The sequence below is a fragment of the Nocardia sp. NPDC050378 genome (genome assembly GCF_040655675.1).
Lineage (GTDB): Bacteria > Actinomycetota > Actinomycetes > Mycobacteriales > Mycobacteriaceae > Nocardia > Nocardia coubleae.
In genome coordinates, this window is sequence record NZ_JBFAKI010000002.1 from 775,102 (window position 1) to 796,281 (window position 21,180).

At 69.5% G+C, this 21,180-nt stretch carries 21 protein-coding genes; 6 read left to right on the top strand and 15 right to left on the bottom strand.

The genetic code is table 11. The features are described from left to right. Window positions 1-64: 64 nt before the first annotated feature. From AB0I35_RS07515 to AB0I35_RS07545, 7 genes are all read right to left on the bottom strand, one after another. Window positions 65-1,093: a PHP domain-containing protein gene (locus AB0I35_RS07515; RefSeq protein WP_357394936.1), complete on the bottom strand. Its 1,029-nt coding sequence runs from the start codon at window positions 1,091-1,093 to the stop codon at window positions 65-67. Window positions 1,094-1,095: 2 nt separating this feature from the next. Continuing rightward, window positions 1,096-1,677, bottom strand: coding sequence for a dihydrofolate reductase family protein (locus AB0I35_RS07520; protein ID WP_357394937.1), 582 nt, complete (start codon window positions 1,675-1,677; stop codon window positions 1,096-1,098). A gap of 62 nt (window positions 1,678-1,739) precedes the next feature. Next, window positions 1,740-2,648 carry a bifunctional DNA-formamidopyrimidine glycosylase/DNA-(apurinic or apyrimidinic site) lyase gene (gene mutM, locus AB0I35_RS07525; protein ID WP_357394939.1) on the bottom strand — a complete coding sequence of 303 codons (909 nt, stop codon included), beginning with the start codon at window positions 2,646-2,648 and terminating at the stop codon, window positions 1,740-1,742. Between the two features lies 1 nt (window position 2,649). Continuing rightward, a complete protein-coding gene (rnc, locus tag AB0I35_RS07530) occupies window positions 2,650-3,369 on the bottom strand; it encodes a ribonuclease III (protein WP_357394941.1) in 720 nt (239 codons plus the stop codon). A 22-nt stretch (window positions 3,370-3,391) separates the two neighbouring features. Next, window positions 3,392-3,574 (bottom strand): 50S ribosomal protein L32, encoded by a 183-nt coding sequence (gene rpmF, locus AB0I35_RS07535; RefSeq protein WP_022565580.1) that lies wholly within the window; start codon window positions 3,572-3,574, stop codon window positions 3,392-3,394. A 2-nt stretch (window positions 3,575-3,576) separates the two neighbouring features. After that, a complete protein-coding gene (locus tag AB0I35_RS07540; protein WP_067493375.1) occupies window positions 3,577-4,263 on the bottom strand; it encodes a DUF177 domain-containing protein in 687 nt (228 codons plus the stop codon). A gap of 76 nt (window positions 4,264-4,339) precedes the next feature. Further along, window positions 4,340-5,113, bottom strand: a complete 774-nt coding sequence (locus tag AB0I35_RS07545; protein ID WP_067493372.1) for a DivIVA domain-containing protein — start codon at window positions 5,111-5,113, stop codon at window positions 4,340-4,342. 207 nt (window positions 5,114-5,320) lie between these two features. Here AB0I35_RS07545 and AB0I35_RS07550 point away from each other — a divergent pair, with 207 nt between their 5' ends. After that, window positions 5,321-5,836, top strand: coding sequence for a GtrA family protein (locus AB0I35_RS07550; RefSeq protein WP_357394943.1), 516 nt, complete (start codon window positions 5,321-5,323; stop codon window positions 5,834-5,836). Here AB0I35_RS07550 and coaD read toward each other — a convergent pair. Genes coaD through AB0I35_RS07565 form a run of 3 tightly spaced genes read right to left on the bottom strand, consistent with a single transcriptional unit; the run spans window position 5,833 to window position 10,283 of the window. Beyond that, on the bottom strand, window positions 5,833-6,321 hold the full coding sequence (coaD, locus tag AB0I35_RS07555; RefSeq protein ID WP_357394944.1) for a pantetheine-phosphate adenylyltransferase: 489 nt from the start codon (window positions 6,319-6,321) through the stop codon (window positions 5,833-5,835). The two genes, AB0I35_RS07550 and coaD, sit on opposite strands and share 4 nt — an antisense overlap. Window positions 6,322-6,324: 3 nt before the next feature. Next, window positions 6,325-6,888, bottom strand: a complete 564-nt coding sequence (gene rsmD, locus AB0I35_RS07560) for a 16S rRNA (guanine(966)-N(2))-methyltransferase RsmD (protein ID WP_357394945.1) — start codon at window positions 6,886-6,888, stop codon at window positions 6,325-6,327. After that, on the bottom strand, window positions 6,885-10,283 hold the full coding sequence (locus AB0I35_RS07565) for a pyruvate carboxylase (protein WP_357394947.1): 3,399 nt from the start codon (window positions 10,281-10,283) through the stop codon (window positions 6,885-6,887). Before AB0I35_RS07565 ends, rsmD begins: the two co-directional genes overlap by 4 nt. 272 nt (window positions 10,284-10,555) lie before the next feature. On the opposite strand from AB0I35_RS07565, the gene AB0I35_RS07570 reads away from it, so the two are divergent. Beyond that, on the top strand, window positions 10,556-11,980 hold the full coding sequence (locus AB0I35_RS07570; protein WP_357394948.1) for a short-chain fatty acyl-CoA regulator family protein: 1,425 nt from the start codon (window positions 10,556-10,558) through the stop codon (window positions 11,978-11,980). 135 nt (window positions 11,981-12,115) lie between these two features. Here AB0I35_RS07570 and recG read toward each other — a convergent pair whose 3' ends face one another. Then, window positions 12,116-14,377: an ATP-dependent DNA helicase RecG gene (recG, locus tag AB0I35_RS07575; RefSeq protein ID WP_357394950.1), complete on the bottom strand. Its 2,262-nt coding sequence runs from the start codon at window positions 14,375-14,377 to the stop codon at window positions 12,116-12,118. 3 nt (window positions 14,378-14,380) lie between these two features. Further along, complete coding sequence (locus tag AB0I35_RS07580) at window positions 14,381-16,483, bottom strand: DAK2 domain-containing protein (RefSeq protein ID WP_357394952.1); 2,103 nt, start codon at window positions 16,481-16,483, stop codon at window positions 14,381-14,383. 250 nt (window positions 16,484-16,733) lie between these two features. Here AB0I35_RS07580 and rpmB point away from each other — a divergent pair, with 250 nt between their 5' ends. The 3 genes from rpmB (at window position 16,734) to AB0I35_RS07595 (ending at window position 18,264) form a co-directional block, all read left to right on the top strand. Next, a complete protein-coding gene (gene rpmB / locus AB0I35_RS07585; RefSeq protein WP_011210730.1) occupies window positions 16,734-16,925 on the top strand; it encodes a 50S ribosomal protein L28 in 192 nt (63 codons plus the stop codon). Window positions 16,926-17,006: 81 nt separating this feature from the next. Further along, window positions 17,007-17,480: a GNAT family N-acetyltransferase gene (locus AB0I35_RS07590; protein WP_357394954.1), complete on the top strand. Its 474-nt coding sequence runs from the start codon at window positions 17,007-17,009 to the stop codon at window positions 17,478-17,480. 10 nt (window positions 17,481-17,490) lie between these two features. Then, window positions 17,491-18,264 carry an enoyl-CoA hydratase-related protein gene (locus AB0I35_RS07595; protein ID WP_357394956.1) on the top strand — a complete coding sequence of 258 codons (774 nt, stop codon included), beginning with the start codon at window positions 17,491-17,493 and terminating at the stop codon, window positions 18,262-18,264. Between the two features lie 75 nt (window positions 18,265-18,339). Here AB0I35_RS07595 and AB0I35_RS07600 read toward each other — a convergent pair whose 3' ends face one another. The 3 genes from AB0I35_RS07600 to AB0I35_RS07610 are packed head-to-tail and all read right to left on the bottom strand — an operon-like array spanning window position 18,340 to window position 20,339. Continuing rightward, complete coding sequence (locus AB0I35_RS07600) at window positions 18,340-18,591, bottom strand: hypothetical protein (protein WP_357394958.1); 252 nt, start codon at window positions 18,589-18,591, stop codon at window positions 18,340-18,342. A 48-nt stretch (window positions 18,592-18,639) separates the two neighbouring features. Continuing rightward, on the bottom strand, window positions 18,640-19,323 hold the full coding sequence (locus tag AB0I35_RS07605) for a uracil-DNA glycosylase (protein WP_067493352.1): 684 nt from the start codon (window positions 19,321-19,323) through the stop codon (window positions 18,640-18,642). Window positions 19,324-19,334: 11 nt separating this feature from the next. Beyond that, window positions 19,335-20,339, bottom strand: coding sequence for a thiamine-phosphate kinase (locus AB0I35_RS07610; RefSeq protein ID WP_357395030.1), 1,005 nt, complete (start codon window positions 20,337-20,339; stop codon window positions 19,335-19,337). Between the two features lie 121 nt (window positions 20,340-20,460). Here AB0I35_RS07610 and AB0I35_RS07615 point away from each other — a divergent pair, with 121 nt between their 5' ends. After that, window positions 20,461-21,144 (top strand): DUF3515 domain-containing protein, encoded by a 684-nt coding sequence (locus AB0I35_RS07615; RefSeq protein ID WP_357394959.1) that lies wholly within the window; start codon window positions 20,461-20,463, stop codon window positions 21,142-21,144. The last annotated feature ends 36 nt before the right edge of the window (window positions 21,145-21,180 follow it).

Below are 21,180 nucleotides of genomic sequence, written 5' to 3' on the forward strand. Positions count from 1 at the left end.
GAATCGAGTTGTATCAGAGGAGAACCCGCTGCCCGGCGGCCGACATCAGCTGTTGGGCAAACCTTCACCCACCGGATTCCGCCGTCCAGGCGAGCAGGTCGTCCAGCGGCCACGTATTGACGACCCGATCCGCCGTCACCCCGTGCGCGACGGCACGTTCGCATCCGTAGCCCTGCCAGGACAACTGGCCCGGTGCGTGGGCGTCGGTGTCGATACTGAAGTAGCAGCCGACCTCGACGGCGAGGTCGATCAGCCGACCGGGTGGGTCGCGGCGTTCGGGGCGGCTGTTGATCTCCACGGCCGTGCCGTACTTGCGGCAGGCCTCGAAGACCAGTTCGGCGTCGAACCGGGATTCGGGGCGGGTGCCGCGCCCGCCTTCCACGAGTCGGCCGGTGCAGTGGCCGAGCACATCGACATTCGGGTCGGCCACGGCGTAGACCATGCGTTTGGTCATGGTCGCGCTGTCGTCACGCAGGTGCGAGTGCACGCTGGCGACCACGATGTCGAGCCGTTCGAGCAGGTCGGCGCGCTGGTCGAGGGTGCCGTCGTCGAGGATGTCGACCTCGATGCCGGTGAGGATACGGAAGGGGGCGAGTTCGTCGTTGAGTTCGGCGATCACGTCGAGCTGACGAAGTAGCCGTTCGGCCGACAACCCGTTGGCGACCTTCAGTCGCGGGGAGTGGTCGGTGAGTGCGCAGTACTGGTGGCCGAGTGCGGCGGCCATGCGCATCATCTCGCCGATCGGGCTGCCGCCGTCGGACCAGTCGGAGTGGGTGTGCAGGTCACCGCGCAGCACGGTGCGCAGGGGTTCGCCCGCGGGGCCGATGGGTTCGGCCGCGGCGCGCAGGTCGGCCAGGTAGGCGGGGATCTCACCGGCACAGGCCTGTTCGATGACCGTGGCGGTCTTGGGTCCGATGCCGGGCAGATCCTGCCAGCTGTGTTCGGCCGCGCGCGAGGATCTTTCGCCCTCCGACAGCCCCTCGACGACGTCGGCGGCTCGGCGGTAGGCCTTCACCCGATGGGTCTGGGCGCGCGATCGCTCTAGCCAGAACGCGATCTCGCGCAGGGCGGCAACCGGATCGAGGCCCGTCATCGCTACCGGATCCGGCCGTACTTGAGGAAGGCGACACCGTCGGCGTACACCCGGCTGGTGATCACCCGGAAGCGTTCGGGCTCGGGCAGTTTCATGCCCCCACCGAACAGCGGCCTGCCGGTGCCGAGCAGGACCGGATACAGCTTCAGGAACACCTGGTCGATCTCGGGCAGCAGGGTCTGGGCGAGTTCACCGCCACCGCAGAGCCAGATGCCCAGTCCTGCTTGCTTTTTGAGATCGCGCACCGCCGCGACCGGGTCGCCCGAGATCACCTCGACACCGGGCGCGGGCGGCTCGGGCATCGTGGTCGACACGACGAACTGGCGCAGATGCTCGTACGGGCTCGCGGTGCCGGTGCGTACCCCGAAGTCGTGGGCCTTGCGCCCCATGATGACGGTGTCGAAGTAGATATTGCCCGCCGCCACCCCGCGCGCTTCGCGCACCTTGGTGGGCAGCGTCTCCGGGTATTGCGAGATGATCGATGGCACGTGATCACCGCCCACCGGGAAGAAGTCCACCGACCCGTCCTCGGCGGCGATGAAGCCGTCGATCGTCGATGCCACGAAATACGTCAGCTTGCGCATACCCGTCCTCCTGGGGACCCCACCTGCGGCAGATCTGTCAGGGAAACGGTATCGCGCGGCGATCAGCGCCGACGCGGCTTCCGCTGACACGTCGGACAGGAAAACGACGAGCGATTCATGAATTGCTCACGGATCAGCAGCGCTCCGCACCGGTCGCACGGTTCGTTCTCACGGCCGTAGGCGGCCAGTGACCGGGAGAAATACCCGGATTCACCGTTCACGTTCACATACAGCGCGTCGAAGGAGGTGCCGCCGACGGCCAGTGCCTCGGTCATCACGGCGGTGACGGCGTCGAGCAGGGTGCGCAGCGCGGGACGGGTCAGGCCGGCAGCGATGCGGGTGCCGTGCAGTCCGGCACGCCACAGCGCCTCGTCGGCGTAGATATTGCCGATGCCCGACACCACGGTCTGATCGAGCAGCACCCGTTTGATCTCGGTGTTCTTGGCCCGGATGGCGGCGACGACCGCTTCGCGATCGAAACGCGGATCGAGCGGATCGCGGGCGATGTGGGCGACGGTGTCGGGGACGACGCTCCCGTCGACCTCGACGAGACCGGCCAGCGACCACCCGCCGAACGTGCGCTGGTCGACGAACCGCAATTCGGCACCGTCGTCGAGGACCGCCCGGATATGGGCGTGCTTCTCGACCGGCGCCGCGGCGGGCTGCACCAGCATCTGACCGCTCATTCCCAGATGCACGACCAGGGCCAGGTCCATCGCGGCTGCCGATGCGGGGTCGCCGCCGCCGATCCGGTGCGGCCGGGCCTCGTCGAAGGTGAGCCAGAGGTACTTGCCGCGACGGTGGGCGGCGTCGATTCGCAGCCCGGTGAGCTGCGCGGAGAGGTCGGCCGGACCCGCCACATGCCTGCGCACAGCACGCGGATGGGTGACGGTCACGTCCTTGATGACCCGGCCGACGGCGTGCTCGGCCAGACCACGCCGCACCACTTCGACTTCGGGAAGTTCGGGCACGTCAGGCTTGGGCGGCTTCGTCCGCGGCGGTGGTCTTCTCGGTGAGCGCCTTGTAGGCGGCACCGGCGGCCTTCTGCTCGGCTTCCTTCTTGGAGCGGCCGACACCCGAACCGTACGGATTCCCGGCGATCACCGTGGTGGCGGTGAACTCCTTGTTGTGATCCGGGCCGGTGGAGGTGATCTCGTAGGCGGGAACGCCGAGACCGCGTTCGGCGGTGAGTTCCTGCAAGCTGGTCTTCCAGTCGAGGCCCGCGCCCATGCGCGGACCGCGCTCGAGGAGATCGGCGAACAGGCGAAGCACCACACCACGCGCCACCTCGATGCCGTGCTCGAGGTGCACCGCACCGAGCAGCGACTCCATGCCGTCGGCGAGGATGCTCGGCTTGTCGCGGCCGCCGGTGAGCTCTTCGCCCTTGCCGAGCAGCAGGTATTGACCGAGTCCGCCGTCACCGAGGCCACGCGCCACTTCGGCGAGCGCGTGCATGTTCACCACACTGGCGCGCAGCTTCGCGAGTTCACCCTCGGACTTCTCCGGGTGCTCGGTGTAGAGGCGTTCGGTGATGCTCAGGCCGAGCACCGAGTCGCCGAGGAATTCCAGGCGCTCGTTGGTCGGCAGGCCACCGTTCTCGTACGCGTACGACCGGTGCGTCAGCGCGAGGCGCAGAAGCTCCGGTCGTACGTCGACACCGAGGGCGGCGAGGAGACTGGCGTGATCGGTCACGTCGCTACGTTTGATCGGACGATCAGACAGCAGCGGTGACCTGGCGGCCCTTGTAGGTACCGCAGGACGGGCACGCGATGTGCGGGAGGGTCTTCTCACCGCAGGCACGGTTCGGGCAGGTGACCAGGGTCGGCGCGACGGCCTTCCACTGGCTGCGCCGCGACCGGGTGTTGGAACGGGACATCCGGCGCTTGGGAACAGCCACGGCTACTTCTCCTCTTGGTTTTCGCTGACCACACGGGCGTCGTCTGCCCCGGGAGCGGATCGGTCTTGGGGGGTGGAACCCTCGGCGGGATCGCCGGTGCCGGGCGCCTCGGTGGCGAACGATGCCAACTTGGCCCAGCGGGGATCCAGTATCTCATGCCCATGATCGGGACCGGCAATCGCCATCCGCACACCGCATTCGGGGCACAGGCCCGCGCAGTCCGGGGTGCACAGCGGCTGCAGCGGAAGCTCCAGCCCGATGGCGTCGAGAATCACCGGCTCGAGGTCGATGAGGTCGTCTTCCATGCGGTAGACCTCGGCGTCCTCGGTCGTCTGCTCGGTCTTGCTGTCCGGATACGCGAACAGTTCCGTCAGACGAACCTCGACCCGGTCCTCGAACGGCTCGAGGCAGCGCGAACACTCCCCGACCGTCGGCCCGGACACCGTGCCGGTGACCAGCACACCCTCCGAGACGGCCTGCAATTGCAGGTCCAAGTCCACCTCGGCGTCGGCCGGGATGGCGATCAGGTCGAGACCCATCCGCTCGTGCTCGGTGGCGGTGCGCCGCACCTCCCGCATGGTTCCCGGCCGACGGCCGAGATTGCGGACATCCAGCACGAAACCCGCGTCGGACACAGGACCGTTGCTGGTCTTGTGCGGACGCGAAGGCGAACCGGAACGGGCGGACATCACAAACTCACTTCTGCTGAGGGGATCGTGGGCAACCACTCAACAGTAATGCAGGACCCCGCCCGAATTCAAAACGTCACCGGCGGTGCTCGGCGGCGTATTCGGGATAGTCGGGCGCCGGAGCGCCGCGCATGTGCCTGCGGCCCCGGGTGATCGTGCGCCGGGTGGTGGTGAGCGTCTCCTCGAGTGCGGCGAGTTTGCCGTCGAATTCGGCCATCCGCTGATCGACGTATTCGTCGCATTCGGCGCGGACCCGGTCGGACTCGGCCTGCGCCTCGTCGATCAGGCGCGCGGACTCGGCGTGCGCGGCCCGCACGACCTCGGTCTGCGAGACCAGTCGGGCCTGCTCGGCCTCACCGTCGGCGACCGAGCGTTCGTAGGAGGCCTTGCCCGCCTCGATGGCGCGGTCGGCGTCGATCTGCGCGCGGCCGGTGAGTTCGTCGTATTCGGCGTTGCCGTCGGCGACCACCTGGTCGGCCTCTGCCTGCGCGGCGGCGACCAGGCGGTCGGCGTGCGCGGTGGCCTCGGCGACCATGCGATCGGCGTGGGCTTTGGCGTCGGCCAGGATCCGGTCGGCCTCGGCGCGGGCGTCCTCGACGGTGGTGCGGGCCTGCTCGTTGGCCGAGGTGATGGTGGTCTCGGCGCCGGCGCGGGCGTCGCCGACGATCTTGTCGCGGTGGTCGAGCACGTCCTGGGCGTCGTCGAGTTCGCCGGGCAGGGCGTCGCGGACGTCGTCGAGGAGCTCGAGGACGTCACCTCGGGGCACGATGCAGCTGCGGGTCGGCGGGATGCCGCGCGCCTCCTCGACGATGGCGACGAGCTCGTCGAGTGCTTCGAATACGCGATACATGCTCACTACCCTCCTGCGGACTCACGGCGAAAACGGCTACCGCCGTGCCCAGTCTGCCCGTGATCGGCCGGTGCGCCGAATGTCGGCGCGGTGTGTCGCGACAGTGTCCGAGATCGCACAGATATCAAGTGGAGTGCAACCCTCCACTTCGCTACGATCGAAGGGCACGACAACGGCGTCGACGCCTGTACCGCGATCGGAGCGATCATGACCGTCCTGGAAACACCGAAGTATCCGGTGACGAGTGTTTTCACACCCTGGTTCGCCCCGTACCCGACGACGATGCCCGCCGCACCCGCGGCCCGCCCCCGGCTCGACCGCACCCTCGAGTACCTGCGCGGCGACCGCGCCTTCCCCCAGCTCATCCGATTCGCCCTGGTCGGCGGCGCCAGCAACATCGCCTACGTCCTGCTGTTCTTCGCGATGATCGGCACCGGCCCCCTGGTGGCCAATGTCGTCGGCTCGATCGTGAGCACCGTGATCGCCAACGAACTGCACCGCCAGCTCACCTTTCACGCCGCCGACCGCGTCGGCTGGTTCACCGCGCAGTGGGAAGGTGGTGGGCTCGCCCTGCTCGGGCTGGTGATCACGACGGCGAGCCTCGGCGCGCTCGGCGTCTGGGCCCCCGGTCTCGGCGATGTCGCACAGGCACTGGCTGTGCTCACCATCACCGCCGCCGTCGGCGGTCTGCGCTTCCTGGCGCTCAGAGGCTTCGTCTTCTAGCCGCGCCGCTCGGCCAGGCGGTCGAGGAGGCGCTTGTGGACGGCCGGGGGGAGCATGTCGGTGACGTCGCCGCCGTAGGCCGCTACTTCCTTCACCAGGGAGCTGGACAGGAAGCTCAGTGACGGGTTGGTGGCGATGAAGAAGGTGTCGACGCCCGCCAGTTTGTGGTTCATCTGGGCCATCTGCAGTTCGTAGCCGAAGTCGCCCGCGTCGCGCAGACCCTTGACGATCGCGCTGACGCCCTCCTGCTTGGCGAAGTCCACCAGCAGCCCTTGCCATGACCCGACGCGCACGTTGGGCAGGTGGGCCACCGATTCGCGCAGCAGTTCCATGCGCTCCTCGACGGTGAACATGCCCTGCTTCTTGGGGTTCACCATCACGGTGACGATCACCTCGTCGAATTGCGCGGCGGCGCGGGTGAACACGTCGAGGTGACCGTTGGTGACCGGGTCGAAGGAACCGGGGCACAGTGCTGCAGCAGCCATAGCTCAGACGCTAGCACCGAACTCGGCGAGCTCGATCCTCGTCTCTCCGTATTTACGTGCTTTCAGCACCGAATACCCTGCGGGCCAGGCGATTTCGGGTGATCGGATGGATCGTTCCACCACCACCAGCGCCTCGGGCGCGAGCCAGCCGTGTTCGGCGAGGGCACGCAGGTCGGCGGTGACGTCGTCGGTGCTCACGTCGTAGGGCGGGTCGGAGAACACCACGTCGTAGGCCGCGGGAGCCGGCCGCGCCAGCACCGAGGCGACGCTGCCCAGACGCAGTTCGGCGCCGGGCAGGTTCAGCTCGGCGATATTGGCGCGCACCACCGCGCCCGCCTTGCGGTCGGCTTCGATCAGTAGCGCCTGGGACGCGCCCCGCGAGAGGGCTTCCAGCCCGAGCGCGCCCGACCCGGCGTACAGGTCGAGTACCCGTGCGCCGTCGAGATCGAGCCGGGCATCGATCGCGCTGAACAACGCCTCACGCACCCGGTCGGAGGTGGGCCGGGTACCCGTGGGCGGCACCGCGAGGCGCCGCCCACCGGCCACACCGGCGATGATGCGGGTCATTCCGACTCGCGCGCGGCCAGTTCCACCAGCAGATCCCCACCTTCGACCTGCTGCACCTTGGCGGTGGCGATGCGCCGGACCACACCGGCGCGCGGCGCGGTGATGGCCGCTTCCATCTTCATCGCCTCGATGGTGCCGACGGTGTCACCGGCGTTGATCGTGTCGCCCTCGGTCACCGCGAGGGTCACCACACCGGCGAACGGTGCCGCGATGTGACCGGGGTTGTTCTTGTCGGCCTTCTCGGCGGCGGGCACCTCGGAGGCGACCGACCGGTCGCGCACCGCGATCGGGCGCAGCTGCCCGTTCATGATGCACATGACCGTGCGCATGCCCTTCTCGTCCGGCTCGGAGATGGCTTCGAGCCCGATGAGCAGGGTGACGCCCTTCTCCAGTTGCACCCGGTGCTCCTCGCCGCGGCGCAGACCGTAGAAGAACTGGTTCTCCGACAGGCCGGTGGTGTCGCCGTACTTGTCGCGGTGGGCCAGGAACTCGGCGGTCGGGCCGGGGAACAGCAGCCGGTTGAGGGTGGCGCGCCGTTCTTCGGAGGTGCCGTCGAGCCCGGCCTGATCGGCCGGGGTGAGCGGGGTTTCCGGCTTGGGTTCGTTGCGACCGGCCAGGGCCTTGCTGCGGAACGGTTCGGGCCAGCCACCAGCCGGTTCGCCGAGTTCACCGCGCAGGAACCCGATCACCGAGTCGGGGATGTCGTAGCGGCCGGGGTCGGCGGCGAAGTCCTCGATGTCGACGCCGGAACCGACCAGGGCCAGGGCCAGGTCGCCGACGACCTTCGACGACGGCGTCACCTTGATGAGGCGGCCCAGCAGCCGGTCGGCCGCCGCGTACTTGGCCTCGACCTCCTCGAACCGGTCGCCGAGGCCGAGCGCGATCGCCTGCTGACGCAGGTTCGACAGCTGACCGCCGGGGATCTCGTGGGTGTACACGCGTCCGGTCGGTGCGGGCAGACCCGACTCGAACGGCGCGTACACCTTGCGCAGCGCCTCCCAGTACGGCTCGAGATCGCACACGTTCTGCAGGTTCAGACCGGTATCGCGCTCGGTGTGCGCGGCCGCGGCGACGATCGCCGACAGCGCAGGCTGCGACGTGGTACCCGCCATCGCGGCGCTCGCACCGTCGACCGCGTCGGCACCGGCCTGCCAGGCGGCGAGGTAGGTGGCGAGCTGACCGCCGGGTGTGTCGTGGGTGTGCACGTGCACCGGCAGATCGAAGTTGCTCCGCAGCGCGGTGACCAGCTTCGCGGCGGCAGGCGCGCGCAACAGACCGGCCATGTCCTTGATGGCAAGGACATGGGCGCCCGCGTCGACGATCTGCTCGGCCAGCTTCAGGTAGTAATCGAGCGTGTAGAGCTGCTCGTCGGGGTTCAGCAGGTCGCCGGTGTAGGACATGGCGACCTCGGCGATCGACGTGCCGGTCGCACGGACCGCGTCGATGGCCGGGCGCATCTGGTCGACATTGTTGAGCGCGTCGAAGATACGGAAGATGTCGATACCGGTGGTGGCGGCCTCGGACACGAACGCCCGCGTCACCTGCTCCGGGTACGGGGTGTAGCCGACGGTGTTGCGGCCGCGCAGCAGCATCTGCAGACAGATGTTCGGCACCGCCTCGCGCAGCGCGGCGAGGCGCTCCCACGGGTCCTCGTGCAGGAAGCGAAGCGCCACATCGTAAGTCGCGCCGCCCCACGCCTCGATCGACAGCAACTCGGGCGTGAGCCGGGCGACGTGGCCCGCCACACCGAGCAGGCCGTTGGTACGCACCCGGGTGGCGAGCAGCGACTGATGCGCGTCGCGGAAGGTGGTGTCGGTGACACCGACGGCCTTCTGCTCGCGCAGGGCCTTGGCGAAACCTTCCGGTCCGAGGGCGAGCAGCCGCTGCCGCGAACCGTCCGGCGGCGGCACCGTCAGGTCGACGGCGGGCAGCTTGTCGTAGGGGTACACCGTGGTCGGGCGGTCACCGTTGGGCTTGTTGACGGTGACATCGGCCAGGTAGGTCAGGATCTTGGTGCCACGGTCGGCCGACCCGCGCGAGGTGAGCAGCTCGGGGCGCTCGTCGATGAACGAGGTGGTCACCCGGCCCGCCTGGAAGTCGGGGTCGTCGAGCACCGACAGCAGGAACGGGATGTTGGTCGTCACGCCACGGATGCGGAACTCGGCCAGCGCGCGGCGGGCACGAGCGGCGGCGGCGGGCAGGTCGCGACCGCGGCAGGTGAGCTTGACCAGCATGGAGTCGAAGTAGGCGCCGATCTCCGCGCCCAGGTTCGCGCCGCCGTCGAGCCGGATGCCCGCGCCACCGGGCGTGCGGTAGGCGGTGATGCGACCGGTGTCGGGACGGAAACCGTTGGCCGGGTCCTCGGTGGTGATGCGGCACTGCAGCGCGGCGCCGCGGATCGCCACCGTGTCCTGGCTCAGGCCCAGATCGGCGAGGGTTTCCCCGGCCGCGATGCGCAACTGCGACTGCACCAGGTCGACATCGGTGATCTCCTCGGTCACCGTGTGCTCCACCTGGATGCGCGGGTTCATTTCGATGAACACGTGGTTGCCGCGCTCGTCGAGCAGGAATTCGACGGTGCCCGCGTTGCTGTACCCGATCTGGCGGGCGAAGGCGACGGCGTCGGCGCAGATCCGCTCGCGCAGCGCCGGGTCGAGGTTCGGGGCGGGCGCGAGCTCGATGACCTTCTGGTGGCGGCGCTGCAGCGAACAGTCGCGCTCGAACAGGTGCATCACATTGCCGTGCTGGTCGGCAAGGATCTGCACCTCGATGTGGCGCGGGTTCACCACCGCCTGCTCGAGGAACACCGTGGGGTCACCGAAGGCCGACTCGGCCTCGCGCGAGGCCGCCTCGATCGACTCGCGCAGCTGCTCCGGCGCGGCGACCCGGCGCATACCGCGTCCGCCACCACCGGCCACGGCCTTGACGAAGATCGGGTACTCGAGCTGCTCCGACGCGGCGAGCAGTTCGTCGATGTCGGCACTCGGTTCGCTCGACTTCAGCACCGGCAGACCGGCGGCCCGGGCGGCCTCGATCGCGGTCGCCTTGTTGCCCGCCATCTCCAGCACCTGGGCCGACGGGCCGATGAAGGTGATGCCCTCGCGTGCGCAGGCCGCGGCGAGGTCGGGGTTTTCCGAGAGGAACCCGTATCCGGGGTAGATGGCGTCGGCACCCGCGCTCTTGGCCGCGTCGATGATCGCCTCGATCGAGAGGTACGCCCGGACCGGGTGCCCCTCCTCGCCGATCTGATACGACTCGGCCGCCTTCAGCCGGTGGACGGAGTTGCGGTCCTCGTGCGGGAAGACCGCGACCGTTCCGATGCCGAGTTCGTAGGCCGCGCGGAAGGCACGGATAGCGATCTCGCCGCGATTGGCGACCAAGACTTTCGAGAACATTGGACCACGGTACCCGGCCGCACCGACCCGTCCGGCACGCAAGGTGGGTTCGCAGCATTCTTCACCGCCGCCCCCGCCCACCTGCGAACCGGCGGTTACGCGGCCGTCACATCTCACCGCCGCGCCCCGCCTCCGGTGCGATCGGCACCCACGCTCGCTTCGCATGTTACGCACGAGTAATCCACGGCAGAATCCCTTGCGGGACTGCACTTCTCCTAGGGCATTCCACACTTTCAGCGAACATTGCGAACCAGCGGCGCTAGGATCCTGGCGTGCGGAAGATGTACGCGGGGGCCAGACTTCGACGGCTACGCGAAGAACGACGGATGACCCAGGCCGCGCTGGCCAAATCGCTCGATCTCTCGCCGAGTTACCTCAACCAGCTCGAGCGCGATCAGCGTCCGCTCACCATTCCCGTTCTGCTGAAACTGAATTCGACCTTCGACCTTGACGTGCAGTTCTTCGCCGCCGACTCCGACGCGCGGCTGGTCTCGGACCTGCACGAGGTGCTCGTCGAGGCGGCGGGCGGCGGCGACACCGCACCGATCACCGAGGTGGAGGAGCTGGCCACCCGGCTACCGGAGGTGGCGCGGATCGTCATCGCCATGCACCGGCGGCTACGCGCGGCCACCGATCAGCTCGACCTGCTCTCCTCCCGCGTCGACACCCCGACCGGCGCACCGGGCACCCCGCTGCCCTACGAGGACGTCCGGGACTTCTTCTACGACCACCGCAATCACATCGCCACCCTCGATCACGCCGCGGAGCAGCTGTTCGAGGAGTCGGGGCTGAGCATCGGTTCGCTGGACCGGCAGCTGGCGCGCATCGCCGAGGAACGCGCGGGCGTCACCGTGCTCGTGCGGGGCGACGGCGCCGACCCGTCCATCCCCAAACGCCACTACGACCCGGATACCCGCACGCTCACCCTGGCCCGGCGGCTGCGGCCCGGGCAGCGCGCGTTCCAGATCGCGTCCACTCTCGGCCTGCTGCTCTACGGCCGCGAGATCGACAATGTGCTCGCCGAATCCCGGGCCCTGGTCGGGGAGTCGCGCACGCTGGCGCGGGTGGGGCTGGCCAACTACTTCGCCGGGGCGCTGATCCTGCCCTACGGGCGGTTCCTGCGGTCGGCCGAGGAACTGCGCTACGACGTCGACCTGCTCGGGTTGCGATTCGAGGTGGGGTTCGAGACGGTCTGTCATCGGCTGGCGACGTTGCAGCGGCAGGGTCAGCGTGGGGTCCCGTTCTTCCTCGTCCGCACCGACCGGGCGGGCAACATCTCGAAACGCCAGTCCGCCACGGCTTTCCACTTCTCGCGCGTGGGAGGCAACTGCCCGCTGTGGGTCACCCACGAGGCTTTCGCCCACCCCGGGCGCATCCTCACCCAGATCGCGGAGATGCCCGACGGCAGACGCTACCTGTGGATCGCGCGCACCACACCCGCCACGGCGCAGGGGTACGGGACAGCGGCGAAGAACTTCGTCGTCGCGCTCGGCTGCGATATCGAGTACGCCGATCGGCTGGTGTACTCGCAGGGGATGCAGGTGGACGACCCGAATATCGCGGTGCCGATCGGGGCCGGGTGCAAGGTGTGCGAGCGGCCCGCGTGCCCACAGCGCGCGTTCCCGCAGATCGGGCGGCCGTTGGCGGTCGCCGAACACACCGCGACGGATCTGCCGTATCCGCGATTGCCACGCTGAGACACGGCCTGCTCGAGCGGCGATGGATCAGGCGATCGGCGTGCGTCCCGCCTGATCGCCCAGCCGCTTCCGCCCAGGGGCCACGAAGCAGGCGCGCAGCGCACGACGAGCCATCCATGACCGCGCCGCCCACCCCTACGATTTGGCGAGGTACTCCAGGCGTTCGCCGTCGACGGCGGCATTCATCATGCCCGCGAGGCCGGGGTGTTCCACCAGGCCGGGGTCCTCGGCGACGATCCGGCGGGCCAGGTCCTGGGCGGCGGTGATGACCTCGAGGTCGTCGAGCAGGGACAGCAGGCGCAGCGAGCGCGCGGTGCCGGACTGAGCCGAGCCGAGTACGTCGCCCTCCCGGCGCTGACGCAGGTCCAGTACCGACAGTTCGAAGCCGTCGGTGGTGGCGGCGACCGCTTCCAGCCGGGCCATCGCGGTGCCGCCGGGTGCGGCATCGGTGACCAGCAGGCACAGGCCGGGGTGCTTGCCGCGGCCGATGCGTCCGCGCAACTGGTGCAGCTGGCTCACACCGAACCGGTCGGCGTCGACGATCACCATCACGGTGGCGTTCGGCACGTCGACACCGACCTCGACGACGGTGGTGCACACCAGCACGTCGATCGCGCCGTCGTTGAACTGGCGCATCACGTGGTCTTTCTCGTCGGACGGCAACCGCCCGTGCAGCAGTCCCACGCGCACACCCGCGAGCGGCCCGGTACTCAGCGTCTCGTACATGTCGACCGCGGCCTGGGTGGTCGGGCCTTCCTTCTCCTCTGCCTTCTTACCCTTGGCCGGTGGCGCGTCCGGATCCTCGCCGATGCGCGAGCACACCACATAGGCCTGCCTGCCCTGGCCGACCTCTTCCACGATGCGCTCCCATGCCCGCTCGACCCAGGCCGGATGCAGTTTGCGCGCAACGACTTTCGACGTGATCGGCGAACGGCCCCTGGGCAACTGGGTGAGCGTGGAGGTTTCCAGGTCACCCACGGTCGTCATCGCGATCGTGCGCGGGATGGGGGTGGCGGTCATGACCAGCAGATGCGGACTCACACCGCCTTTCGCCTTGGCGCGCAGCGCGTCTCGCTGCTCCACGCCGAAGCGATGCTGTTCGTCGACCACCACGAGACCGAGGTCGAAGAACTCGACCGCGTCCTGGATGAGGGCATGGGTGCCGATGACGATGCCCGCCTCGCCGGTCACCGCGTCGAGCAGCGCGGACTTCTTCGCCGCCGCCGACATGGAGCCGGTGAGCAACACCACCTTGGTGGAATTCTCGGCGGCGCCGAGTTCGCCCGCGGTGCCGAGATCGCCGAGCATCGCCCGCAGCGACCGGTAGTGCTGTGCGGCAAGAACTTCGGTCGGCGCGAGCAGGGCGCACTGGCGACCGGCGTCCACCGCTTGGAGCATGGCGTGCAGGGCGACGATCGTCTTGCCCGAACCCACCTCACCCTGCAGCAGGCGGTGCATGGGGCGGGTGCGCGACAGGTCGTCGGAGATCTCGTCGATCACCTGCCGCTGCCCTTCGGTGAGTTCGAAGGGCAGCCGCTGGTCGAAGTCGGCGGCGATGCCGTCGGTGCGTGGCGGGCACGCGGGCGCGGTGCGGCCCTCCACCTCGTGACGGCGTTCGGCCAGCACAAGCTGCAGGGCGAGGGCTTCGTCGAAACGTAAACGGTCCCTCGCCCGCTCGATATCGAGCTTGTGTTCGGGTAGGTGGATCAGGCGCAGCGCGTCCGACACCTCGAGCAGGTTGCGTTCCTCGCGCAGCTGCGCCGGGAGCGGGTCGTCGATCGGGTCGAGCTGGTCGAGGACCTGCCGGATACAGGCCAGCAGATCCCAGCTCTGCACCTTCGCCGTCGCCGGATACACCGGGACGAACTCCCGCTCGAAGAACGAAGCGTCCACTCCCCCGGCACCTTTGGCGCTCTGAGCCAGCCCGCGCAACGCACCGCTGCCGCGCACCGACGTGAGCTGCTCCACGCCCGCCTCGGCCTTGTCGGGCAGGATCAGATAGTCGGGGTGCGAGAGGTTCCAGCGGTCGGGGCGCCACCAGTGCACGGTGCCCGACATCATCGCCCGCACACCGTCTTTCACGAGATAGCGCACCTTGTCGCCATTGAAGAAGGTGGCCTCGATCGGGCGGGCCGCGCCGGTGTCGAGCTGCACTTTGAGCAGCGAGCCGCGGCGGTTCTTCATCGGGCGCAGTTCGGTTTTCGTGATCCGGCCGATCACGGTGATGTGCGCGCCCTCCTCCGGTTCCTCCTCCGTCAGCGGTTGCCCCTGGGTGGCGTAGCGCGCCGGGTAGTGGCGCAGCAGGTCTTCGACGGTGGTCATGTCGAAGGCTTCGGCCAGGCGGTCGGCGGCCTTCACGCCGAGTACGTGGTCGAGCCGGTCGCTCAGTGTCGTCATCGTCTACTCGACCCCAATCTGCACCAGATCCGCTTGCTGCCCACCGGAATACACCACCACATCCACGCCGGGGAATCCGGCGCGCACATGATCGGCGAGAATCTGCCCCAGTTCGTGCCCGGCGCCCGCGCCCATCAGCAAGGTCACCAATTCCCCACCGAGACCGAGCATCCGGTCGAGCAGGATGCGTCCCGCGCCGACCACGTCCGGGTCGATCACCACCACATCCTCGCCTACCAGGCCCAAACCGTCACCGGGAGAACAGGTTCCGACCATCGTCAGCGCACGCACCCGGGCCGCCCGCAGCGCACCCCAGCGGGTGGTCGCCGCCGCCTCGGACATGGCGAAGGCGTCGTCGACGGCGATCCGTCCCCGATCGTGCACCGCGAGCGCGGCGAGCCCCTGCACCATCGACGCGCTCGGCAACAACAGCACGTCGCGCGAACCGTCACGCGCGGCCACACCGACGGCGACCAGTTCCTGCGCGGGCAGCGCACCGTTGGGCAGCACCAGCACCTCGCGGTGCGGCATCGCCCGGATCGTCCGCAGGAGGATGTCGGCGTCGAAGGCCTCGTCCTCGCGCAGCACCACCGCGCCCGCGTCCTCGAAAAGCTCCGCCGCATCAGCGCCGGCCACGACGGCGACGACCCCTCGGTCAGCGAGCCCATCGGTGGCAAGGGTGGTTCGCCCCACCGAGCCCGCGTCGACCGGAGCCGACTCCGGATGGTCGCCGACGCCGTTGTGCGCTGTGACGGCGAAGCTTTCGACCCGGATGGCGCTCAACGCCCCGACCGCGAGCCCCGCCTCGATCGCCGCACCCGCGTCACGGCAGTGCACATGCGCCGACCAGGTGGTATCGCCGTCGCCGACCACGACGACGGAATCACCGAGCACCGCCAACCGCTCCCGCAGTATCCCCGCGCCCGCGTCGTCGGTGCCGGAGATCACATACATGACCTCGAAATGCGGGTCGGCGCCGCGGCCCCGGTCCTCGTCCGCCCGTAGACCGTCGCGGTCTCCGCGCACCTCGTCACGGCCACGGAACGACTCGTCCTGGTCGCTGCCCCGCCCTTCGTCAACCCTGCGCGCCTCAGCCCAGCGCCTCGGCGCCTCGTCGTTCCAGCACCCCGGCGCATCGTCGTGGTCACCGCACGTCCCGGCGTGTCCGCCGAGGTCACGACCACCGAGCGACGCACCACGATCGCGACGGGCATCGGACCCGACCGGAGGCGCGCCGACCGATCTCGGCAGCTGCCCGCCACCGCGTCCGCGCTCGGAGGCGCTGATCGACTGCCCGTGCCGACGCTGCGCACCCGTAGCCGGCGTCGCGCCGCCACCTCGCTCACGGGCGTAGGTATGGCGTTCGGGAGCCACACCACACACCTCGGTGACGAGGCAGTCCAGCAGTACCAGCAGACCGCGCGCACCGGCGTCGACCACGCCCGCGGCCCGCAGCACACCGAGTTGGGCGGGCGTCTCGTTCAGCGCACGTGCGGCACCATCGGCCGCTGCCTTCGCCACACCCTCGAGCGAGGAATCGCCGGACTCGGCGGCAGCGACGGCGGCCCGATCCAGCACCGTGAGAATCGTGCCCTCCACCGGCGCACTCAACCCTTGCCGCACCAGCACCGCCGCCCGCCGCAACGCCACCCGCAGCCGCTCCCCGGTCAACGGCCCATCGACGGCTGCCTCGGCGATTCCCCGCAGCACCTGCGACAGGATGATCCCCGAGTTCCCCCGCGCCCCGGCCGTGGCGCCACGCGCCAGCGCTTTCGCCACCTCCCCGGCCCGACCATCGCCCAGCGCGCCGCCCGAATCGGTCGCATAACGCGCCTGCCCCAGCTCGGGCTGCACATGCGACCGCTCCTGGGCTCCGCCGTCGGCCTCGGCGGCAGCGAGAGCGGCCCGCATCGTGGCCAGCAGGTTGGTTCCGGTGTCGGAATCGGCGATGGGGAAGACGTTGAGGGCGTCGATCTCGGATCGGCGGGACTCGAGGCCCGCACAGCAGGACCTGGCCCACGACAGCAGCGCGGCGCCGTCGAGCGCCTCGGGCACCTGCGTCACCGTCACCTCGTTCCCCGTCGGCCGTGCTCGCCCGCCGAGCATCGCAGCCAGGTTAGCGCCAGCGACCGACAGCAGTACCCTGACCACGGACGCACCCCGTGTTCGCGCCGACGAGCAGGGCACCCGGTTTGGAAGTTCCCGGCCGGGCCCGCTACGCTTGCAGGGTTGCCTCGTGCGGCCTCGACAGGTCTGCGCTGGCCGATGCAAGTCGGCAAGGCATTTGACGACATCAGTTTCCGGTTCAGCGGCACACGTGCGCGCTGACCGCTTATGACATGAAGGAGCTCGCGACATGGCTGCCGTTTGCGACGTCTGCGCCAAGGGCCCCGGTTTCGGGAAGTCGGTCTCGCACTCGCACCGGCGCACCAACCGTCGCTGGAACCCGAACATCCAGACCGTGCGTGCGCAGGTTGCCCCTGGCAACACCCGCCGGATGAACGTGTGCACCTCCTGCCTGAAGGCGGGCAAGGTCGTCCGCGGCTGATTTCCGGCCCGTACATTCTGCCGACAGTGCCCCGGCACCCTTCATGGGTTGTCCGGGGTTTTGTCGTCGAACGGGCGATTCGTGGTTGAGTGGCGGATCGTCCCGGCGAGCGCCACGCACATCACCGCGCTCGCGGCCTGCCACATCGCCAGCTGGCAGGAGGCCTATGACTCGCTGGTCCCCGCCCACCTGCTCGCCGCGTTCGATCTCGACAGTTCGGCGATCACCTGGGAACGCCGCCGCACCGACGACCGCTATCGGCTGCTCGTCGCCTGGCACGGTGACGACCTGATCGGCTTCGCCGCCGCGTCGCGACAGCCCACCGGTAGCGAGCTGGAAGCGCTGTACGTGCGCGCCGCCTGGCACGGCACCGGCGTCGCCGACGACCTGCTCGCGGCCACCGTTCCCGATGCGCCCTGCCAGTTGTGGGTGCTCGGCGACTATCCGCGCGCGCACGCCTTCTACCGCAGGCACGGTTTCGCCGACACGGGTCTGCGCCGCACCGACCCGTTCACGCTGCTGCCCGAACAACAGTGGCGGCGCGCTCCTCGCTAATGTGACGGGCATGAGTAGCGAACCGGTCGTCGTCGACGGCGTACTGCACCTGACCATCGCGACCGCGGCCGCGGGCACCTCCCTCGATTTCGAGCTGATCAACGCGGGCACCGCCGCCCTGCGTTCGCTCGGCGACGAGGTCGGCGCGATCCTGATCACCGGTGCGGGCGCCAACTTCTGCGCAGGCGGCAATGTCCGCCACTTCGCCGGTGCCGACGACCGAGGCGCCTTCCTGCACGAGCTGGCCACCCAGCTGCACGACTTCGTGCGTGCCCTGACCGCCGCCCCCGTACCCGTCGTCGCGGCGGTGCACGGCTGGGCCGCCGGTGCGGGCATGAGCCTGGTGTGCGCGGCCGACATCGCCATCGGCGGTCCGTCGACCCAGATGCGTCCCGCCTACCCCGGCATCGGCTTCACCCCCGACGGCGGGATGTCGTGGTCGCTGCCGCGCATCGTCGGCGCCGGCCGGGCCCGCGAGATCCTGTTGACCGACGCCGTGATCGGCGCCGAGCAGGCCGAACGACTCGGGCTGCTCAGCCGGATCGTCCCCGACGACGAGATCCGCACCGAGGCCCTTCGCGTGGCCACCGGCTTCACCACCGGCCCCCGCGCCGCCTACACGGCCATGAAAAAGCTGCTGGCCCAGTCGCCGACGGCAACATTGGACCAGCAGCTCGACGCGGAACGCGACAGCATCGCCGCCGCCGCGAACAGCAGCACCGGGCGCGAAGGGGTGGACGCCTTCGTCGCCAAGCGCAAGCCGGACTACGCGAACCTCGCCTGACCGGCGCTCACGCCGCAACTCCGCCACCACGGATTTTCGGCCCTCAGGGCCGAAAATCCCGCGGCGCCAGCCGCTTTAACACACAGCGCCGAGGGCGCTGAAGGTGTTCTGCAGGATGCAGGTGATCTTGGCGTTGACGCCGGAGGAGATGGTCGAGGTGCCGGTGGAGGTCCATTCCTCACCGACGGGGCTGGTCTGCACCGGGGTCGCCTGCTCGTTGTAGGGCTCGAGCTGCAGGCCCGCGGCCGAGGCCGAGCCCGCACCCGCGGTGATCGCGGCGGCGACGGCGGCGGTCGCCAGTGCGGCGCGAACGGTTGTGGTGTGCATCCGGTTGTGCTCCTTCATCATTTTCTTCTCGTGCGGCGGCACCCCGGGTCAGGGCAACCGCCAGTCGACAGGATCGGCGCCGAGTTCGTCGAGCAGTTCGTTGACCCGGGAGAAGGGTCGCGACCCGAAGAACCCGCGCGAGGCGGACAGCGGCGAAGGGTGTGCCGATTCGATGTAGGGGACCTCGGCGGCGACCAGGGTCGGCTTCAGCGAGCCCGCGTCCCGGCCCCACAGCACGGCGACGAGTGGTTCGTCACGGTCGACGAGCGCGCGAATCGCCTGCTCGGTCACCGCTTCCCAGCCCTTACCACGATGTGAGGCCGGGGTGCCGGGGGTGACGGTGAGCACTCGGTTCAGCAGCAGCACACCCTGATCCGACCACGGGCTCAGGTCGCCGCACTTGGGCGTATCGAAGCCGAGATCCTTGGTGTACTCGGCGAAGATGTTGGACAGGCTGCGCGGGATCGGCGAAACATCCGGCGCGACAGAGAAACTCAGTCCCATCGCGTGGCCGGGAGTCGGGTAGGGGTCCTGGCCGACGATCAGCACGCGCACCGCGTCGAACGGGCGCCGGAACGCGCGCAGCACGTTCTCCCCGGCGGGTAGATATCCGCGTCCGGCGGCGTTCTCCGCGCGCAGGAATTCGCCCATCTCGCTGATGCGGTCGGCGACCGGTTCCAGGGCCCGGGCCCAGCCCGGATCGATGATCTCCGACAGTGGTTTGGCACCCATGACCGCACAACCTATCGTTTGCCGGGCTCGACCGTGGCGTCCGCCCCACGGAACGATTCCCAGCCGGTGGTTCCGGTCGGCCGCGCACCGTCGACGGTGACGCCGCTGCCTGCGGTAACGACCCCGACAGGCCGCCAGCCGGGCGGCAGCGCGGTCTCGGGCGACCAGGTGCCGACGAATGCGTGGTCTTCGCCGCCGGCCAGGATCCATTGCCCCGCATCGGCTTCGAGCCGGGCGGCGACAGCGTCGAGGGCGGGGTCGGTGAGCGCGGCGGCATGCACGTCGATCGCGACGCCCGATGCCGCGGCCAGGTGGCCGAGGTCGGCGAGCAGACCGTCGGACACATCGGTGAGCGCGTTGGGCACGTGCACCCCGAACAGGTCGATCACCTCGGAGTACGGTGGCTGCGGAACCCGGTGTGTGGCAAGCGCGTGCGCGAACGCCGGATCGGAAAGGTCTGCCCCGCTGGACAATACGGTCAGCCCGGCGGCCGACCAGCCGAGTTTGCCTGCGGCAGCGACGATATCGCCTTCCACCGCGCCGGAACGGGTGAGCGCCGCCTGCCCGCCCAGATCACCGAAAGCCGTCACCGAGATCACCAGCTGGTCGCTGTGCACCAGGTCGCCACCCGCGATGGAACCGCCCGCGCGGGTCGCCTCGGCCCACATGCCGTCGGCGATGGCCTCCACGACGCGCACCGGGGTATCGGCCGGGCAACCGATCGCGACGACGAAACCGGTCGGCCGCGCCCCCATCGCCACCACGTCGGCGGCGTTCTGCGCGATCGCCTTGCGCCCGATATCGGACGGCGACGACCAGTCGAGCCGGAAATGCCTGCCCTCCACGAGCATGTCGGTGCTCACCACGAACCGGCCGTCGGGCGCGGCGAGCAACGCGGCGTCGTCGCCCGGGCCGAGCAACACGTGCGCGGCCTGCTCGCGACCGGCGTTGATCCGGTCGATCACCGCGAATTCACCCAGCTCACGCACCGTCTGCGAACGGCTGTCCTCGCTGATGACCGACTCCTTCCCGCTGTGCTGCCGACCTGACGAAACCGCCCCGACGGTACCCTTTCGGAGGCGATCGGGCACCACCGACGGTGCGCGGCGCAGGCGACGAGGAAAGGACCACGCGGCTATGGCGGAATCGTCGGACCCGACAGCGGACGATCGCGACGAGGCGACCGGGCCCGAGGGCACTGCCGAACCGTCAGCCCTCCGCAAAGCCACTCCAGGAGCGGAACCGGCCGACGACCCTGACGACGAGAGCGCCGACGACACACCGGCCGCCGACAGCCAGTACTCCCCCGCGTTGATCGCCACCGCTGTCGCCCTACCCATCGTGCTGATCGTGGGCGTGCTCGTGGCCGCCTTCCTGATCCTGCGCGCCCCCGTCGAACGCGAACCGCTCGCGCTGGGACCGGTCCCCGCCCCCGCCGCCGACGGCCCCGCCTGCGCGGCCCTGCTGCCTGCCCTGCCCGCCGACCTGGGCGACTACACCAAATCCACCCTCGCCGAACCGGCCCCGCCCGCCACCCGCGCCTGGCAACTGCCCGAGGGTGGGGAGCCGATCGTGCTGCGCTGCGGCCTGGACCGGCCACTCGAATTCAACCGTGCCTCACCGCTGCAGGAGGTCGACGGGGTGAAGTGGTTCCAGGTTCGCGACGAGACGGCCAAGACGGGCACATGGTTCGCCGTCGATCGCGAAACCTACATCGCCCTGACGGTCCCCGACGGGTCGGGCACAGCCGCGGTGCAAACGGTCTCCGACACGATCACCGCGACCCTCCCCGCCCAACCGATCAACCCTGGCGAGCTGTGACATTGGCGGCTGGCGCCGCGGGATTTTCGGCCCGGA

Bases quoted from the DNA above. Each gene is read 5' to 3' on its own strand.
- AB0I35_RS07540 (WP_067493375.1), bottom strand. From the start codon at position 4,263: ATGTCCGCCCGTTCCGGTTCGCCTTCGCGTCCGCACAAGACCAGCAAC.
- AB0I35_RS07565 (WP_357394947.1), bottom strand. From the start codon at position 10,283: ATGTTCTCGAAAGTCTTGGTCGCCAATCGCGGCGAGATCGCTATCCGT.
- AB0I35_RS07605 (WP_067493352.1), bottom strand. From the start codon at position 19,323: ATGGGTGCCAAACCACTGTCGGAGATCATCGATCCGGGCTGGGCCCGG.
- rpmB (WP_011210730.1), top strand. From the start codon at position 16,734: ATGGCTGCCGTTTGCGACGTCTGCGCCAAGGGCCCCGGTTTCGGGAAG.
- AB0I35_RS07545 (WP_067493372.1), bottom strand. From the start codon at position 5,113: ATGTATCGCGTATTCGAAGCACTCGACGAGCTCGTCGCCATCGTCGAG.
- AB0I35_RS07580 (WP_357394952.1), bottom strand. From the start codon at position 16,483: ATGCTCGGCGGGCGAGCACGGCCGACGGGGAACGAGGTGACGGTGACG.
- AB0I35_RS07615 (WP_357394959.1), top strand. From the start codon at position 20,461: ATGGCGGAATCGTCGGACCCGACAGCGGACGATCGCGACGAGGCGACC.
- recG (WP_357394950.1), bottom strand. From the start codon at position 14,377: ATGACGACACTGAGCGACCGGCTCGACCACGTACTCGGCGTGAAGGCC.
- AB0I35_RS07520 (WP_357394937.1), bottom strand. From the start codon at position 1,677: ATGCGCAAGCTGACGTATTTCGTGGCATCGACGATCGACGGCTTCATC.
- AB0I35_RS07550 (WP_357394943.1), top strand. From the start codon at position 5,321: ATGACCGTCCTGGAAACACCGAAGTATCCGGTGACGAGTGTTTTCACA.
- rsmD (WP_357394945.1), bottom strand. From the start codon at position 6,888: ATGACCCGCATCATCGCCGGTGTGGCCGGTGGGCGGCGCCTCGCGGTG.
- coaD (WP_357394944.1), bottom strand. From the start codon at position 6,321: ATGGCTGCTGCAGCACTGTGCCCCGGTTCCTTCGACCCGGTCACCAAC.
- AB0I35_RS07595 (WP_357394956.1), top strand. From the start codon at position 17,491: ATGAGTAGCGAACCGGTCGTCGTCGACGGCGTACTGCACCTGACCATC.
- AB0I35_RS07515 (WP_357394936.1), bottom strand. From the start codon at position 1,093: ATGACGGGCCTCGATCCGGTTGCCGCCCTGCGCGAGATCGCGTTCTGG.
- AB0I35_RS07600 (WP_357394958.1), bottom strand. From the start codon at position 18,591: ATGCACACCACAACCGTTCGCGCCGCACTGGCGACCGCCGCCGTCGCC.